Genomic DNA, 15,812 nt, shown 5'->3' with positions numbered 1-15,812 from the left:
GGTCAGTGCAGACGATGCGCCAGGAACTCAGTTCGGGGTGAGGATGGCGACGGCCTCGATGTGGTGGGTGCGGGGGAAGAGGTTGAAGGCGCGGATCGAGTCGGGGGTGTAACCGAGCTCTGCGGCGTACGCCAGGTCGCGGGCCAGGGCGGCGGGATCGCAGGCCACATAGGCGATCGCGCGCGGTTCGCGGGCGGTGACCTGTTCCAGCACCTTGCGGCCCGCACCGGCGCGCGGCGGATCGAGGACGACCAGATCGGTACGCCGCGGCAGCTTGGGCAGCACCCGGTCCACCCGGCCGGAGCTGAACTTCGCCTCCCGCACATTGCGCCGGGCGTGGGAGATGGCGGGCTTGTCGGACTCCACACCCCAGACGGTCACCCCAGCATCGGCGAGCGCACCGGCGAACACCCCGACCCCGCAGTAGAGATCGAACGCCCGCTCCCCCGCCGCGGGCCGCAGGCCCTCGAGCACCGCACCAACCAGGGTGTCCACAGCGGCCGGGTGGACCTGCCAGAATCCCTGTCCCTGCACCTCGAATCGTCGCCCGGCGGCCTCCTCGACGACCGACTCGTCGGCATCACCGACGAGCAGCAACTGCTCCTCGGCCGCGTCGACGACGGTCAGCGGGGTCTGCTCCGCCACCTCCGGGACACCCAGGGCGCGCGGGTCGACGCTGGCGATCGGGCAGCCGTCGTCGGGGATCCGGATCAGCTCGTGCGAGCGGTGGGCGCGCAGCGCCGGTTCACCGTCGGCGTCGGCCAGATAGCGCATCCGGTGCCGCCAGTTCCGCACCGGCGGCACCGCTTCCACCGCACCGGTCCAGTCGATGCCGGCCAGCCGGGCGAGCTGCTCGGCGACGACACTGCGCTTCAGTTCCAGTTCGCCGGAATCGCTGACATGCTGGAAATCGCAGCCGCCGCAGCCACCGGGACCGGAGACCGGGCAGTCCGGGCGTACCCGGTCCGGCGCGGCCTCCAGCACCTCGATCGCATCGGCTCGCCAGAACCGGTCCTGGCTCGTATCGGTGATCCGCAACCGGACGCGTTCCCCGGGCAGCGCATGGCGGACGAAGATCACCCGGCCCTCGTGCCGGGCAATGCAGTGCCCGCCGTGCGCGATCGGGCCGACGGTGACCTCGGGGGCGGTGGTTTCTGGGGACGTGGCTTCGACTCGGTCGTTCGCTCGCTCAGCCGACGTGGGGGGCTCAGCCATCGGATCGCTGTTCGTCGCGATGCCCGTCGGTGGCGTCGGTGGTGCCGACCATCCGGAAGGCCATCGGGTCCTCCCGGGCCAGCCGCTCGCGGGCGGCCTCGGAGGACTTCAGCAGGTAGGGCACCGAGGTGACCATCACACCCGGAGTGAAGTGCAACCGGGCCCGCAGCAGCAGCGCCGTCTGGTTGTGCAGGGCACCCTCCCACCAGTGCCCGACGACGTATTCGGGCACATAGACCGCGACGACATCGCGGGGGCTCTTCTTGCGCAACTCGCTGACGTACTTGACCACCGGGCCTATCACCTCGCGGTAGGGCGAGGCGATCACCTTCAGCGGGATGTGCAGATCGGCCCGGTCCCAGGCCCCGATCAGCCCCTCGGTCTCGGCATCGTCCACGTCGACGGTGATCGCCTCCAGGGTGGAGGGCCGGGACGCCTTCGCGAACATCAGCGCGCGCAGGGTCGGCTTGTTCACCTTCGACACCATCACCACCGCATGCACCCGGCTCGGCAGCACCCGCTCATCGCCCGGGCTCCAGGCGATCTCGCGGGCCACCAGCTTGTAGTGCCGGTTGATCAGCTTCATCAGCACGAAGACGACCGCCATCGCCAGGATCGCCATCCAGGCGCCGTAGATGAACTTGGACAGCAGCACGATCACCAGCACCGTGCCGGTGCAGCTCAGCCCGATCGCGTTGATCACCCGGGATCGCTTCATCTGCTTGCGTACCGCCGGATCCCGCTCGGTCTTCAGGTGCCGGGTCCAGTGCCGCATCATGCCGGTCTGGGAGACGGTGAACGAGACGAAGACCCCGACCACATACAACTGGATCAGGCTCGTCACATCGGCGTTGAACGCCAGCACCAGCCCCGCCGCGGCGGCGGCCAGCAGGATGATGCCGTTGCTGTACGCCAACCGGTCGCCGCGGGTGTGCAGCTGGCGCGGCAGGAATCCGTCCCGGGCCAGGATCGAGCCGAGCACCGGGAATCCGTTGAAGGCGGTGTTCGCGGCCAGGAACAGGATGATCATGGTGGCCGCGATCAGGAAGTAGAACCCGGGTCGGAAGTTGTCGAAGACGGTGGCGGCCAGCTGACCCATCACGGTGTCCGGGGAGACGTCCACCGGCTGCCCGTTCAGCGTGAAGTGCGATTCCGGTGAGTCGATCAACCGGACCTGGGTGAGGTTGGCCAGGGTGATGATCCCGATCAGCATCGACACCGCGATCCCGCCCAGCAGGGCGAGGGTGGTGGCGGCGTTCTTGCTCTTCGGCTGCTTGAACGCCGGTACGCCGTTCGAGATCGCCTCGACACCGGTGAGCGCGGCGGCGCCGGAGGAGAAGGTACGCGCCAGCAGCACCACCAGCGCGATCCCGACCAGCGGGGTGTACTGCTCGGCGCCGACCACCTCGTACTGCGCGGTCGGTGAGCGCAGGTCCTCCCCGAGCACCAGGATCCGGAACAGGCCGTAGAGGGTCATCAGGATGACCCCGGCCATGAAGCAGTAGGTGGGGATGGCGAAGACCGACCCGGATTCGCGGACCCCGCGCAGGTTGATCGCCATCAGCACGACGATGATGACCGCGGCGATGAGCCCCTCGTGGCCGGCGATGAACGGGATTGCGGCGCGCGCGTTCTGCACGCCCGAGGACACCGAGACCGCGACGGTCAGCACGTAGTCCACCAGCAGTGCCGAGGCCACCGTCAGGCCGGCGTTCGGGCCGAGGTTGACCGTCGCCACCTCGTAGTCACCACCGCCGGAGGGATAGGCGTGCACGTTCTGCCGGTAGGAGGCGACGACCACCAGCATCACGACCGCGACACCCAGTGCGATCCACCAGGAGTAGACGAATCCGACCATGCCGGCCAGCGAGAGGGTGAGCAGGATCTCGTCCGGGGCGTACGCCACCGAGGACAGCGCATCGGAGGCGAAGACGGGTAGCGCGATCCGCTTCGGCAGCAGGGTCTCCCCCAGCTGAGCCGATGCCAGCTTGCGCCCCAGCAGCAGTCGTTTGATGCTGTCGGACAGTTTCACAGGCGGCACTCTATGCCTGATCCGGGGGAACGATGCCACTCGGTCGCGGCGCGGGCGGGATCGGTTCGGTGCCCCTGCCCGGGACAGCGCGCCGGCGGCGTGGTGCGATACTTTCTCGGCACTGGAAGGAGAGCGCGTGCACATCGTCATCATGGGTTGCGGCCGGGTCGGTTCCCGGTTGGCCCGCAGCCTGGAGAAACGGGGCCACTCGGTCGCGATCATCGACAGCAATGCCGAGGCGTTCCGCCGTCTCGGGCCGGGATTCTCCGGGCGCACCGTCAAGGGTGTCGGCTTCGACCGGGACGTGCTGCGCCGCGCGGGCATCGAGGAGGCCGACGGTTTCGCCGCGGTCTCCAGCGGTGACAACTCCAACATCCTCGCCGCCCGGGTGGTGCGCGAGACCTTCGACGTGGACAACGTGGTGGCCCGGATCTACGACCCGGGTCGCGCGGAGGTCTATGAGCGGCTCGGGATCCCCACCGTGGCGACCGTGCGCTGGGCCTCGGACAAGGTGCTGCGCCGGCTGCTGCCGGAGGGCTCGGAGCCGGTGTGGCGGGACCAGTCGGGTTCGGTACGCCTGGTCGAGGTGCATGTCGATCCGGGCTGGGTGGGACGGACGGTGGGCACCATGCAGGAGGCCGCACGGTTCCCGATCCCGTTCCTGCTCCGGCTCGGTACCGGCATGGTGCCGAAGTCCGACACCATCTTCCAGGACGGCGACCTGGCGTACGTGGCCTGCGAGGCCGACCGCGTCGGTGACGTCGAGACCGTGCTCGGCCAGCCGCCGGCCAAGAACTGATCCGGGACCAGGAGGAGTTTCATGCGCGTCGCAATCGCCGGGGCCGGCCATGTGGGCCGCTCCATCGCCCGGGAGCTGATCGAACACGGCCACCAGGTGCTGCTGATCGACAGGCAGCCCGCGGCCATCAAGACCGAATCGGTGCCGGACGCCGAGTGGCTGCTCGCCGACGCCTGCGAGCTCTCCTCACTCGAGGAGGCCGGTCTGGACAGCTGTGACGTGGCCATCGCCGCGACCGGTGACGACAAGGTCAATCTGGTGCATTCCCTGCTGGCCAAGACCGAATTCGGGGTGCCGCGCACGGTGGCCCGGGTGAACCATCCCTACAACGAGTGGATGTTCGACGAGGTGTGGGGGGTGGACGTGTCGGTGTCCACCCCGCGCCTGATGTCCGCCCTGGTCGAGGAGGCGGTGGCCGTCGGCGACCTGGTGCGGTTGTTCACCTTCCGCAACGGCGACACCAATGTGGTCGAGTTCACCCTGCCCGAGCAGAGCACCTGCGTCGGCATGCGGATCGGCGAGCTCGGACTGCCCGGGGAGACCGTGCTGGTCGCGGTGATCCGGGACGGCCGGGCCAGCGCCCCCGACCCCGACGGCTCCCTGGAGGCCGGGGACGAGCTGCTGTTCGTCACCAGCCCCGATCACGAGCAGGAGCTCGCCGACGTGCTCTCCCCGCGCGGCACCTCCGGTCGGGTGGTGTCGGGGCAGATGCCTCAGATGCCGGGGACGTTCAGCAACTCGTAACGCGGGTTGTAGACGACCGCCTGGCCGCCGTGCCGCGAGAGGCGGCCCTCGACCAGCATCGTGGTGCCGGCCTGGATGCCGGGGATGCTGCGCCGTCCCATCCAGACCAGGGTGACCTGGCCGGTACCGTCGCGGAAGTCGACCTCGAGCCGCCGCGAATCGTCCTGCGGGTTGATGGTGACCGAGCTGACGGTGCCGCGCAGGCGCACCTTCTGCCGATCGTTGCAGCTGCCGCAGAGCGCCGCGCCGGCCTCCTCGGACTGCCGGCGCAGGTCCTCCGACTCCAACTCCTCGTTGGAGCGGACGATCCGGCGCAGCATGCCACCCAGGCCACGGCGCGACTCGGTGCTCTTCGTGCTTCCGGTGCTCCCGCTCATCGTCGATCCCCCACTTCAATTCGGTAGAACGAGTTCGACATCCGACTTCTTCCCAGCGTACGCCGCGTCACTGCGCGGATTCGGGCTCCGCCTGCTGGAGTTCCGGCGGCAGGGTGAGGGCGAGCACGTCACCGACCGGCATCGGGTCGTCGCCACGGCGTACCACCACATCGCTGAACGCGTCGAGGAACGGCCCGACCAGTTCGTCGTCGCTCTGGTCGCTGAGCGCGGCCTGCCCGAAGAGCACCCCGCGCAGCAGCCAGCGCGGCCCCTGCGCGACCCAGGTGCGGGACGGCTGGAAGGCCACCTGCCCGTCGGGGGTCTGCACCGGGACGTTGCGCACCAGCTCGGTGCCGAACGGGCCCTCGACGCTGTCCGCGGTGCCGCCGGCGGCCTCGGTCTGCTCGACGATCTGCTCGCGGATCTCGGCCCACATGCCCGGGCTGCGCGGTGCGGCGAAGGCGGAGAGTTCGAGTGCGGACTCGTCCTTGACGATCAGCGCGGAGACGATCTGCTGGGTCTCTTCGGCGACCTGGAGCCGCAGCTCGCACTCCGGGATCGGGGTGATCACCAGCGCGCCGAAGTCCAGCCGCTCGATGTCGTCGGCCTCCAGGTCGACCTCGTTGATGTCGAAGGGCCCGTCCTCGCGCCAGTCCTTGCTCAGGTCGAGGGCCGCCCACTCGTCCTCGGCGTCCTCGGCGTCGGTGTCATCGTCCTCGTCGTCGTCCTCACCGGAATCCAACTCGTCGTCGTCCTCGGCGGTGTCCAGGTCCGCATCCGGATCGGCGGCGTCGGTCTCGGTGTCGGCAGCATCGGCACTGGTGTCGTCGACCGAGGTCTCGTCGACCGTGGTGGTCTCGACGCTCTCGTCGGCGTCCTTCTCGGCCTGCTTCTTCTTCCGGCCAAAGATCATCGTGTCGTCCACTCCGCTTCGTTTTCGGTTCGGCGTACGCCCTGGGGCACCGCCGTCCATCTTGGCACCAACCCCGGCCCATGGAGAACCGGAACCGCGATTCAGCGGCCGGTGGACCCGTGACCACCGGCGCCGCGCACCGACTCGGAGAGCGTGTCGACGAGCTGGAACTCGGCGCGGATCACCGGTTGGACGACCAGCTGGGCGATCCGGTCACCACGGTTCAACCGGATCGGTTCGTGCGGGTCGGTGTTCAGCAGGCAGACCTTGATCTCACCGCGATAACCGGCATCGACGGTGCCCGGTGCGTTCACGATCGTGAGGCCGTGCCGGGCGGCCAGCCCGGACCGCGGATGCACGAATCCGGCGTACCCCTCGGGCAGCGCGATCGCCACCCCGGTCGGCACCAGGCGGCGCTCCCCCGGGGCCAGTTCGACGTCCTCGGCGGCGAGCAGGTCGGCGCCGGCGTCGTCGTGGTGGGCGTAGCGGGGCACCGGCAGCTCGGGATCCAGTTGCTGCAGCGGAACGGTCAGCGTGTCAGTCACGCCGGGCAGCCTACTGCCGCCGCTTTCCCAGATAGCCCTGGGCCACCCGGGCGAGTTCGTCGGGACGCCGGCAGGACACCAGCCAGTAGGGATGCGGGTCGGCCGGGTCGTCGATGGTCACCTCGACGGCGCGTTTCAGATAGGAGCGCAGCAGCAGGTACGCCCGGGCGTCGGCCTTCACCCGTTGCCGGTCCCGGGTCGCGGCCGCATCGAGGGCGGTCACCCCGGACACCCACTGCCACTCGATCCGCGCCCGGCCGGCACGCAGCCCGTCCGGACCCGCGGCCACCCGCACCGATCCGTAGTCGATCAGCACCCAGGCGGCCAGTCCGCCGAGCACCGCGGTCCCCGCCAGACCCTGCAACCAACCGAGATAGAAACCCATCGCCAGCCAGAAGGTGGCCAGGAAGAAACCGGCGATCAACCACCAGGACAGCGGCGCGGTGAGCCGTTCGGCGTACGACTGCCGGTCCGCCCGCTGCTGCTCCGGCCCGCTGCGGGTCTCCGGCTGGTCCGGCGCTTCCGACTGGCCCTGCGACATCGACACTCCTTGCGATCAGACGGCGGCCGGGCTGGATCCGGGGCCCGCCCGTGACCAGTCAAACCTAGCCGAGGCGTTCGCCCTACTATGGGCTGGAGCGGAGCACGTGCCCGCGAGCACACCCAGACCTTGAAGGAGATCCGGATGCAGTCCAGACTGTGGAAGATCTACACCGCGGTGATCGGCACGGTGTCGACCATCGCTGCCCAGAAGCTCGTCAGCAAGAGCTGGGAGATCGTCACCGGGGAGGAGCCGCCGGAGCCCGGTGACCCCGACACCCCGCTCCACCTGGCCGTCACCTGGTCGATCGCCAGCGCGGTCGGCATCGGGGTCGTGCAGCTGCTCACCAACCGGTCCACGCTGCGCCGGATGCGTGCCGCGCTTGGTGACGATGCCCTGCCCGGCAAGAAGATGAGCTTCAAGATCTGAGCATCGCCAGCGACGACAACAGGGGCCCCGGATCTTCCGGGGCCCCTGTTGCATGTGGTCGTCGGTTCGCTCAGCCGGCGCAATCCATGCAGTAGTAGTTCCCGTTGCGCTCCTCCGCGATCTGGCTGCGATGGCGTACCAGGAAACAGCTGGCACAGGTGAACTCGTCCTGCTGCCGGGGCAGCACGCGCACGGTCAGTTCTTCATGCGACAGGTCGGCACCGGGCAGCTCGAAGGCCTCCGCGGCCTCCACCTCGTCCTCGTCGACCTTGCCCGAATTCTTGTCATTGCGACGGGTCTTGAGCTCCTCGATCGAGTCTTCGCTCATCTCCTCATCGGACTTGCGCGGTGCGTCGTAGTCTGTCGCCATCGTTCCCTTCTCCAACTAACTAGGCCTCGGCATATTCGGCCGCTCAACGAAGCCGAGACCGGTGATATTCCCCGAACCTCAGCCCGGTGCCGTGCGGCGTGTCCCGGGGGGTGTTGATTGTGGCCTGCGCGTATGAATACCACAAGCCGGGACACGTGAAACCCCGACGGAGAAATTCATGGAAGGGTGTTGGTCACAGCTCAGGAAGGACGCCCGTGTCGACCAGCTCCGCCGTGACCGTCGTGATCGCCCCGGATTCGTTGAAGGGCAGCCTGGACGCGCTGCCCGCCGCCGAGGCGCTGGCCGCCGGTTGGCACCGGGTGCGCCCCGACGACGACCTGCTGCTGCTCCCCCAGGCCGACGGCGGTGAGGGCACGATGGCGGCCCTGGCAGCCGGGGACGAGCGGTCGGCGTACCGGGACGCGGGCACCGTCACCGGACCGGACGGCCGCGGTACGCCGGGTCGCTGGCTGCGGCTGGGCAACCAGGACGCGGTGCTCGAGCTGGCCCAGATGTCCGGTCTGCCGCTGATGCGCCGCCCCGATCCGCTGGGCGCCAACTGCATCGGCCTGGGCCAGGTGATGGCGGCGGCGCTCGCCGACGGGGCGCAGCGGATCCTGGTCGGGCTGGGCGGCTCGGCCTCCACCGACGGCGGGGCCGGCATCCTGACCGGTCTCGGCGCCCGGTTGCTGGACGCCGGCGGCAACGATCTGCCCCCGGGTGGGGCGGCGCTGCGGAACCTGGCCCGGTTGGACACCTCGGCGATGCGGCGGCCCGATGAGGTCGTGGTGCTCACCGATGTCGAGTCCCCGCTGCTCGGTGCGCAGGGTGCGGCCGCGGTGTTCGGCCCGCAGAAGGGTGCCGACGCCGACAACATCTCCGTTCTGGAACAGGGATTGCGGCGATTGGCCGAGGTGGTCGGGATCGACTCCGACCGGCCCGGGATGGGTGCCGCGGGTGGGGCCGGGTACGCCCTGGCCGCGGTGCTCGGTGGCCGGATCGAACCCGGGGCCCCCTATATCGCCTCGGCCAGCGGGCTGACCGAGGCCGTCGCCGGCGCCGACGTGCTGATCACCGGTGAAGGGAAGTTCGATCAGACCTCCCTGTCCGGCAAGGTCGTCGGGTATGCGCTGTCGCTGCCCGGGGCACCGATGAAGGTCGTCGTCGCCGGGGCGGTGGCCACCGAGGTACTGGGTGTGGACACCTTCGCGCTCGCCGACCTGGCCGGCTCCCCGGCGGCCTCCTTCGCCGACCCGGCCCGCTGGTTGGCCGAGGCCGGTGCGCGGGCCGCTGGTCAGCTCCGCCAGACCTGACCCGAGCGGCGGCGGGCCTCGCCGCTGTGATCCGGTTCCCCGGGGGCCTCGCAGAGGGCCGGGCGACCGGGTTCGCGCAGGTTCACACAGCAGCTCGCGGGGCACTCGTAGCGGCCCGGGCTGCCGTGGTCGATCACCTCGGGCAGCACCTGGTCACCGCGGGCCACCCGGGCCCGTTCCTCCAGCAGATCCACCAGTCCGCCGACGAAGGCGGGATCGGTGCGTGCGGTCGCGGCGCGGCGGATGCTGATCCCGAGCCGGCCGGCGGTCCGCACCGCCTCGGTGTCGAGATCCTGGACGACCTCCATGTGGTCACTGGTGAACCCGATCGGCACCAGCACCACCCGGCGTACTCCCTGCCCGGCCAGATGTTCCAGCAGATCGTTGACATCGGGTTCCAGCCACGGATCCTGCGGCCGGCCGCTGCGCGAGCAGTACGCCAACTCCCAGGCGGGCGTGTCCGCCAGGCCGCGCTCGGTGGCGAGCTGGTGCACGATCTCCTCGGCCACCGTGCGATGCCAATCCACATAGGAGCCCTCCGCCGAGCGCGGTTCCGGGCCGGCGGACTCGGCCATCGGGACCGGGATCGAGTGGGTGACGAAGACCAGATGCGGGATGTCCTCCCCCTCGGTGCTCCGCTCCAGGTCCGCCAGCGCCTCCCGGGTGGCGGTCAGGTTCGCGGTGACGAAACCGGGATGGTGGGCGTACTGCCGGATCCGGTCGAGTTCGAGCTCGCCGCCGGTCGCCTCGATCGCCTGCTCGCGAGCGTCCCACAGGTTCTCCCGGTACTGCCGGCAGGACGAGTAGGAGGGGTAGGCGCTGGTGGTCAGCGCGACCGCCCGGCGGATGCCGGAACGGCTCAGCTCGGTGAGGGTGTCGGCCAGGAACGGGGCGGTGTTGCGGGCACCCCAGACCACCGGCACCTCGATCCCCCGCCGGCGCAGCTCCGCCTCCAGCCCGGCGACCAGGGCCCTGGTCTCGGCGTTGATCGGGCTGACTCCGCCCCGGTCGAAGTAGTGCTGGGCCACCTCGGTGAGCCGGGCCTCGGGGATCGGGCGCCCGCCGACGACCCGGCGCAGGAACGGGCGCACCTCCTCGGGGGCCTCGGGCCCACCGAAGCTCACCACTACGACGGCCTGGTACGGCCCGAGGTCCGAATCGCTCATACCGAGAAGTCTGCCTCAGAGGCCCAGCGTCGGGGACAGCGTGTCGGGAACACTCATTGCGCGATACCTGTAACGTCAGGGGGACGTGGTGCCGCACCACGTCCGACTACCGGTGGGACCTCTGGAGAGCGAGGACATGGACAGCGCACTGAGACCTCGGGAGATCCAGGCCCGGATCCGTTCCGGGCAATCTCTCGAGGAGGTCGCCCGCGAGGCCGGCGTCCCGGCCGAGCGGATCGAGGCGTACGCCGCCCCGGTGATCGCCGAACGTGACCACATCGCCCGGACGGCGCTGGCGGCGACCGTACGCCGACGCGGCGAGACCTCGACCCATCGCAATCTGCGGCCGGTGGTCGAGCAGCGACTGACCAGTGCCGGTGTCGACCCCGATGGGGTGGACTGGGACGCCTGGCGCGAGGAGGATCGGCGCTGGACGGTACGCGCCCGCTACCAGGCGAAGGGCAGCGAGCGCGAGGGCCTGTTCCGCTATGACCAGGCGGGCCGTTTCTCGGTGGCGCTGAACGATGACGCCCGGTGGCTGATCGGGGAGGCGACCCAGGAGCAGGAGGACAGCGACGAGCTGGCCCTGGTCCGCGCGGTGTCCTCGCCCGAGGAGGTCGAGGACGTCGACGCGGATGATGTCGACGAGGGGGATTTCGACGAGGTCGAGGACGAGCCCGAGGGCTCGGACGAGGTGACCCAGCCGATCGCCGACCGCGCCACGGACAGCCGCAGGAGCGGGGTCGGCGAGCCCGGTTCGAACGAGGACGACTCGGACGAGGACGACTCGGACGAGGACGCGTCGCACGAGGACTTGGCTGACGAGGAGTCGCTGCCGACGAGCGCGGCCACCCCGCAGGAGATCGCCAGCGAGGTCGAGGCCGAGATCGACAGCTATGGCGTGGTCCCCGATGGCCGCTCCGAGCTGGACGTGCTCTACGACATGCTCGGCGGGATGGCCGAGGACTCGATCAACATCTATGCCGGGCTGTCCGAACCGGTGCTCGACGAGGCGCCGCGCCAGGGTGCGGCCCCGGGCGGGGATGCGCCGCGCGAGGAGGAGATCGTCGAGGTGACCGAGATCGAGGTGGTCGAGGTCACCGAGGTCGAGCTGGACGACGAGCAGGACGAGGACGAGCCGACCAATGTCCGGATCCCGCGGCCCGCCGCCGCGACGGATCCCGATGCCGGCCGGCCCGAGGCGGCCGAACCGGGGCCGACCGTGGTGGACCGCGGCGAGGACGATGCGACCGAGGACGACGCCACCGAGGATGAGGACGCCGAACCGGCACAGCCGATCAGAAGGCCGGCCCGGAACCAGCGTGGCGCAACGAAGGCCCGGCCCGTCGCCGAACCCGAGCAGCCGTCCCTGGTGGATCACCTGGACGAGCAGGAATCGGCCGGAAAGGCTGCCCCGGCAGGGAAGACCGAGACGCCGGAACCGGAGCCGGCCGACCCGGCTGCCGACCAGCAGCAGGAGTCCAAGGAACAGGACTCGAAGGAGCCGGAGCAGAAACCGGCGGCCAAGCAGCGCAAGAGCCGCAAGCGTCGGGCCTCGGTGCCGTCCTGGGACGAGATCATGTTCGGCGGCCCCCCGCCCAACACCAAGGAGTGACCTCGCCTCGTCACCCGCGGCAGGTCTCGACCGCCCTGGACTAGCCGGTGGCGACCTCACGGTCGCCGGCGATCCAGTCGCTCCAGGATCCCGGATAGAGCGCGACGCCGTCGGCCCTGCCGGCGGCGGTCAGCGCCAGCAGGGTCTGTGCGGCGGTGATCCCGGACCCGCAGTAGACGATGTCGCCGGGGCGTACCTCGGCATAGAACTCGGCCAGCTCGGCCGGGTCCCGGAACCGGCCGTCGGGCTGCTGTGCCTCGGTCGAGGGCAGGTTGCCCGCACCGGGGATGTGGCCGGCGACCGGGTCGATCGGTTCGGACTCACCGCGGTAGCGTTCGGCGGCCCGCACGTCCCAGACCTGCCCGGTCGCGGCCGCCACCTGGTCGGCGTCGACGGACGGCAGCTGCCCGGGCCGCAGTTCCACATCGCCCTCGCGGACCGGGTCCGGGTCGCCGGTCGCCACGGCTCCCCCATTTCCTTGCCAGGCAGCGAATCCGCCATCGAGAACGCGTACGCCGGACACCCCGGCATCGGTCAACAGCCACCACAAGCGGCCCGCGGCCATCGCGTTGCCGCCGTCCAGCACGACGACCCGCGAGTCCTGGCGTACGCCGAGTCGGCGCAGGGTCTGCTGCAGCGCGGCCGGATCCGGCAGCGGGTGCCGCCCGCCCGCACCGTCGGGGCGGGTGGGACCGGACAGCTCGGTGTTCACGTCGATCCACTGGGAACCGGGGATGTGTCCCTCGCGGAAGGCGGGCAGCCCGTTGCCGGTCGCGGCCGGGCCCGGATAGCGCGCCTCGAGCACGACCGGCGGCTGCTCGGTGGCCAGCAGCGTGGCGAGTTCGTCGGACTGGATCAAGACGTTCGGGGACACGGGCACCTCCGCGGTCGGCTGGGGCTGTCAGCCTAGAACGCCGACTGCTCCGCTTCGAACTCATCCGCCTCGTCCGAGCCGAACGGCAGCGGCTCGGGGCTCAACGTGGCCTGCGCGACGGCGCGGGTCATCCGGCGGCGATGGTGTCGGCGGCAGAGCACCTCGTAGCCGACCTCGGGGGCCGGCTCCCCCGCTGCGGCGATCTCGCTGGTGGTGTCCCCGACGACGACCTGGCTGCCCTCGGTCACCATCCGGCCATCGACCGTGCGGGCGTTGTGGGTGGCCTGCTGGCCGCACCAGCACAGCGGCTGCACCTGCGGCGTCTCGATCCGGTCGGCGAGCTCGACCAGCCGTTTCGATCCGGGGAACAGCTGGGTGCGGAAGTCGCTGAGGATGCCGAAGGCGTACACGTCGATGCTCAGCTCGTCGACGATCCGGGCGAGCTGGTCGATCTGGACGGCGGTGTAGAACTGGGCCTCATCGCAGATCAGATAGTCGATCCGCGCCCCGCCGGTCAGCGCGTGCACCACATGGGTCCAGAAGTCCAGATCGGCCGAGACCTCGACCGCCGGTTCGACGAGCCCGAGCCGGGAGGAGATCTGCGCGGCACCGGAGCGATCCTGGCTGGTGCAGAGCAGCCCCGCACGGCCGCCGACCCGCTGCGTGTGGTCCAACTGGAGCGCCAGCGTGGACTTGCCACAATCCATCGGACCGGTGAAGAAGACGAGGTCAGCCACGAGGGGCCATCCTAGTGGGATTCCCGGACACGCACGCCCATCGAACAGCCACCCACCCCGCTCATCGAGTAGCCGACCATGCGCAGCCACCCACCCCCGCTCATCGAGTAGCCGACCATGCGCAGCCCCCACCCCCGCTCATCGAGTAGCCGACCATGCGCAGCGGAGCGGAGCAATGGTCGGCGTGTCGAGATGAGCCCCCAGATTCTGGCAGGCCAGCAGCGACCAGTGCGGCTCTTCTCGACACGGTCGCTGCGCGACCTACTCGAAGAGCGTGTGGGGGCGGGGCTCTTCTCGACACGGTCGCTGCGCGACCTACTCGAAGAGCGTGGTCGACACGGTCGCTGCGCGACCTACTCGAAGCGCGTGTGGGGCACGGGTGTGGGTCAGTCGACGAGGAGGGGGACGGTCATCTCGACCGGGGTGAGGCTGCCGTGCATGCCGACCAGGTCGAGTTCGCGGGGCAGGGTCCTGGTCATCACGGCCCAGTCGGTGCGCATCGCGATCAGCACATCGCCGAAGCGGCGGCGTACCCGATCCGAGACCGGTCCGAACCAGCCCTCGTCGATCGCCTCGTCGCGGGTCCGGACCCAGGCATGGTCGCCGAGCCGGTCGGCCCAACGATCTGCGAGGGGCCGCGGCTCGTCGGTGTAGAGCTGCCGCAGCCGGCCCTCCCCGGCCAGCCCGGTGACCCCGGCGAGCAGCGACGGTTCCTCCTCCACGATCAGGAAGTTCCGGCCCGGCACGTCGATCATGCCGTGGTCGCCGGTGAGCACGAGCCGGACATCGCTGGGCAGTTCGCTGCGCAGCCGGGCGCAGAACGCATCGATCCGGCGCAGGTGCTCCCGCCACTGCGGCGAGGCCACGCCCCGGCCGTGGCCGGTGTGGTCCAGTTCGCGCTCGTAGGCGTACACCAACGTTCGATCGCCGGCGGTCGCCGCGGCCATGATCTCGCGGATCCGCTGGTCCTCATCGGCCTCGTCGATCCCGCGGAAGTCTGGCCCGCGGAGTGCGGCGGAGGTCAGCCCGGAGCCCTCGAAGCGGGCCGGGGAGACGCTCGAGGTGCGGATCCCGGCGGCCCGGGCGCGTTCGAAGACGGTCGGCTCGGACTGGAAGTCCCGCGGTTTGACCGCCGAGTTCCAGATCAGCGCGTTGAGGATCTCATTGGTCTCGGGCACCCGGCACATGTAGCCGGCCATGCCGTGCTGGCCGGGTGGCAGGCCGGTACCGAGGCTGGTCAGCGAGGTGACCGTGGTGGAGGGTACGCCGCAGGTGAGCGTCCGGCCGCGGAGACCGGCCAGATAGGGGGCCTCGGCGGCGGCATCGGCGAGCAGCAGGTCCCCCAGGCCGTCGACCAGCAGCACCACCCAGCGTTCCGAGGCCGGCAACTGCAGCACGTTCTCCGCACCGGGGACGCCGAGTTGGGCCCCGACCGAGGGCAGCAGGTCCGACAACGAGGCGCGCCCGTATGCCGGCCGCAGCATCGGCTGCGGCGCAACCCCCATCCTCAGCCGCCGATCCGGGTGGAGACCGAACCGCGGCCGGTGGCCTGCTGCAGCGTGGTGGCGAAGCCGACCAGCCCGCCGACCCGCTCGGCACCGTCAGCGGCCACGCTCATCCGGACCACCAGATCGTCGGGAACCATCGTGCCGGTGTAGCCGTGGTCGGCCTCGCAGGTCGGGTCGGCGCACCCGGCGGGCTCCAGTTCGACCCGATGCATCGCACCCCAGGCCACCGAGAGCCAGGCCTCGTAGGCCGGGTCGCCCTGGTGGTACTTCTCCGGCTGGGTGATCACCCGGGTCAGTGCGACCGTGTGCACCGCGGCCAGGCCGATCGATTCCGCGGAGGTGGCCGCCGCGGGTGCCCCACCGGGGGTGTCGGCGGGTTGTTCGTCGGTGTGCCCGACGACGAGCCGGGTCGGGGTCAGCACCAGCACGGTGAGGTGGCGGCGCACCTCGTCGTGGTTGAAGGTCGGCTCGTGGTGCACGACGAAGTCGATGACCTCCTCCGCCCCGACCGCCAGCAGGACGGTGTCCTCGACGAGTTCGGGAAAGTATCCGCAGGAGGCGAGGTCCGCGCGCAGCGCCTGCCGCGTGTCCCCACTGGCGTGCATGAAGTCCATTCGGCCATTCTCACATGAAC

At 70.4% G+C, this 15,812-nt stretch carries 17 protein-coding genes; 5 read left to right on the top strand and 12 right to left on the bottom strand.

Annotated features, from left to right (window positions below; translation table 11 throughout):
- Window positions 1-27: 27 nt before the first annotated feature.
- Together BI335_RS02240 and BI335_RS02235 are read right to left on the bottom strand one after the other, a co-directional pair.
- On the bottom strand, window positions 28-1,215 hold the full coding sequence (locus tag BI335_RS02240) for a class I SAM-dependent RNA methyltransferase (RefSeq protein WP_144009055.1): 1,188 nt from the start codon (window positions 1,213-1,215) through the stop codon (window positions 28-30).
- Entirely contained in the window at window positions 1,208-3,247 is a 2,040-nt protein-coding gene (locus BI335_RS02235) for an APC family permease (protein ID WP_094429512.1), read from the bottom strand. The genes BI335_RS02240 and BI335_RS02235 overlap by 8 nt, the downstream gene beginning before the upstream one ends.
- 121 nt (window positions 3,248-3,368) lie before the next feature.
- Between BI335_RS02235 and BI335_RS02230 the strand changes: the two genes are divergently transcribed.
- A complete protein-coding gene (locus BI335_RS02230; protein WP_407644067.1) occupies window positions 3,369-4,046 on the top strand; it encodes a potassium channel family protein in 678 nt (225 codons plus the stop codon).
- A 21-nt stretch (window positions 4,047-4,067) separates the two neighbouring features.
- Complete coding sequence (locus BI335_RS02225; protein ID WP_094358174.1) at window positions 4,068-4,790, top strand: potassium channel family protein; 723 nt, start codon at window positions 4,068-4,070, stop codon at window positions 4,788-4,790.
- Here the strand turns inward: BI335_RS02225 and BI335_RS02220 are convergent.
- The 4 genes from BI335_RS02220 to BI335_RS02205 form a co-directional block, all read right to left on the bottom strand.
- Window positions 4,760-5,167: an OB-fold nucleic acid binding domain-containing protein gene (locus BI335_RS02220; RefSeq protein ID WP_229118041.1), complete on the bottom strand. Its 408-nt coding sequence runs from the start codon at window positions 5,165-5,167 to the stop codon at window positions 4,760-4,762. The genes BI335_RS02225 and BI335_RS02220 overlap by 31 nt on opposite strands.
- 67 nt (window positions 5,168-5,234) lie before the next feature.
- On the bottom strand, window positions 5,235-6,092 hold the full coding sequence (locus BI335_RS02215; protein WP_229118040.1) for a DUF3710 domain-containing protein: 858 nt from the start codon (window positions 6,090-6,092) through the stop codon (window positions 5,235-5,237).
- Window positions 6,093-6,181: 89 nt separating this feature from the next.
- The gene (dut, locus tag BI335_RS02210; RefSeq protein ID WP_172421684.1) at window positions 6,182-6,625 is read right to left on the bottom strand and encodes a dUTP diphosphatase; all 444 of its coding nucleotides are present in this window, start codon (window positions 6,623-6,625) and stop codon (window positions 6,182-6,184) included.
- A 10-nt stretch (window positions 6,626-6,635) separates the two neighbouring features.
- The gene (locus BI335_RS02205) at window positions 6,636-7,166 is read right to left on the bottom strand and encodes a DUF3093 domain-containing protein (protein ID WP_094406208.1); all 531 of its coding nucleotides are present in this window, start codon (window positions 7,164-7,166) and stop codon (window positions 6,636-6,638) included.
- Window positions 7,167-7,310: 144 nt separating this feature from the next.
- On the opposite strand from BI335_RS02205, the gene BI335_RS02200 reads away from it, so the two are divergent.
- Window positions 7,311-7,595, top strand: coding sequence for a DUF4235 domain-containing protein (locus BI335_RS02200; RefSeq protein WP_166646652.1), 285 nt, complete (start codon window positions 7,311-7,313; stop codon window positions 7,593-7,595).
- Between the two features lie 70 nt (window positions 7,596-7,665).
- On the opposite strand, the gene BI335_RS02195 is transcribed toward BI335_RS02200, so the two are convergent.
- On the bottom strand, window positions 7,666-7,965 hold the full coding sequence (locus BI335_RS02195) for a DUF4193 domain-containing protein (RefSeq protein WP_094358168.1): 300 nt from the start codon (window positions 7,963-7,965) through the stop codon (window positions 7,666-7,668).
- A gap of 215 nt (window positions 7,966-8,180) precedes the next feature.
- On the opposite strand from BI335_RS02195, the gene BI335_RS02190 reads away from it, so the two are divergent.
- Window positions 8,181-9,278, top strand: a complete 1,098-nt coding sequence (locus BI335_RS02190; protein ID WP_229118039.1) for a glycerate kinase — start codon at window positions 8,181-8,183, stop codon at window positions 9,276-9,278.
- On the opposite strand, the gene BI335_RS02185 is transcribed toward BI335_RS02190, so the two are convergent.
- The gene (locus BI335_RS02185) at window positions 9,260-10,444 is read right to left on the bottom strand and encodes a ferrochelatase (protein ID WP_094406207.1); all 1,185 of its coding nucleotides are present in this window, start codon (window positions 10,442-10,444) and stop codon (window positions 9,260-9,262) included. The genes BI335_RS02190 and BI335_RS02185 overlap by 19 nt on opposite strands.
- 136 nt (window positions 10,445-10,580) lie before the next feature.
- Here BI335_RS02185 and sepH point away from each other — a divergent pair, with 136 nt between their 5' ends.
- Window positions 10,581-12,059: a septation protein SepH gene (gene sepH / locus BI335_RS22250; protein WP_094429511.1), complete on the top strand. Its 1,479-nt coding sequence runs from the start codon at window positions 10,581-10,583 to the stop codon at window positions 12,057-12,059.
- A gap of 40 nt (window positions 12,060-12,099) precedes the next feature.
- Here sepH and BI335_RS02175 read toward each other — a convergent pair whose 3' ends face one another.
- The 4 genes from BI335_RS02175 to BI335_RS02160 form a co-directional block, all read right to left on the bottom strand.
- Window positions 12,100-12,933, bottom strand: a complete 834-nt coding sequence (locus BI335_RS02175) for a sulfurtransferase (protein WP_172421683.1) — start codon at window positions 12,931-12,933, stop codon at window positions 12,100-12,102.
- Between the two features lie 32 nt (window positions 12,934-12,965).
- Entirely contained in the window at window positions 12,966-13,670 is a 705-nt protein-coding gene (locus BI335_RS02170; RefSeq protein WP_094399931.1) for a thymidine kinase, read from the bottom strand.
- A gap of 386 nt (window positions 13,671-14,056) precedes the next feature.
- A complete protein-coding gene (locus tag BI335_RS02165) occupies window positions 14,057-15,175 on the bottom strand; it encodes an alkaline phosphatase family protein (RefSeq protein WP_229118092.1) in 1,119 nt (372 codons plus the stop codon).
- A 2-nt stretch (window positions 15,176-15,177) separates the two neighbouring features.
- Window positions 15,178-15,792 carry a DUF5998 family protein gene (locus BI335_RS02160; protein WP_208109082.1) on the bottom strand — a complete coding sequence of 205 codons (615 nt, stop codon included), beginning with the start codon at window positions 15,790-15,792 and terminating at the stop codon, window positions 15,178-15,180.
- Window positions 15,793-15,812: the final 20 nt, after the last annotated feature.

Source organism: Enemella evansiae (genome assembly GCF_002250705.1).
Classification (GTDB): domain Bacteria; phylum Actinomycetota; class Actinomycetes; order Propionibacteriales; family Propionibacteriaceae; genus Enemella; species Enemella evansiae.
Note: the sequence above shows the minus strand (reverse complement) of the source record. Positions and strands in the feature narration are given on the sequence as shown.

Coding starts and splice junctions, on each gene's coding strand:
- BI335_RS02240 (WP_144009055.1), bottom strand. CDS start 1,215: ATGGCTGAGCCCCCCACGTCGGCTGAGCGAGCGAACGACCGAGTCGAA.
- BI335_RS02225 (WP_094358174.1), top strand. CDS start 4,068: ATGCGCGTCGCAATCGCCGGGGCCGGCCATGTGGGCCGCTCCATCGCC.
- BI335_RS02220 (WP_229118041.1), bottom strand. CDS start 5,167: ATGAGCGGGAGCACCGGAAGCACGAAGAGCACCGAGTCGCGCCGTGGC.
- BI335_RS02205 (WP_094406208.1), bottom strand. CDS start 7,166: ATGTCGCAGGGCCAGTCGGAAGCGCCGGACCAGCCGGAGACCCGCAGC.
- BI335_RS02200 (WP_166646652.1), top strand. CDS start 7,311: ATGCAGTCCAGACTGTGGAAGATCTACACCGCGGTGATCGGCACGGTG.
- BI335_RS02195 (WP_094358168.1), bottom strand. CDS start 7,965: ATGGCGACAGACTACGACGCACCGCGCAAGTCCGATGAGGAGATGAGC.
- BI335_RS02185 (WP_094406207.1), bottom strand. CDS start 10,444: ATGAGCGATTCGGACCTCGGGCCGTACCAGGCCGTCGTAGTGGTGAGC.
- sepH (WP_094429511.1), top strand. CDS start 10,581: ATGGACAGCGCACTGAGACCTCGGGAGATCCAGGCCCGGATCCGTTCC.
- BI335_RS02165 (WP_229118092.1), bottom strand. CDS start 15,175: ATGGGGGTTGCGCCGCAGCCGATGCTGCGGCCGGCATACGGGCGCGCC.
- BI335_RS02160 (WP_208109082.1), bottom strand. CDS start 15,792: ATGGACTTCATGCACGCCAGTGGGGACACGCGGCAGGCGCTGCGCGCG.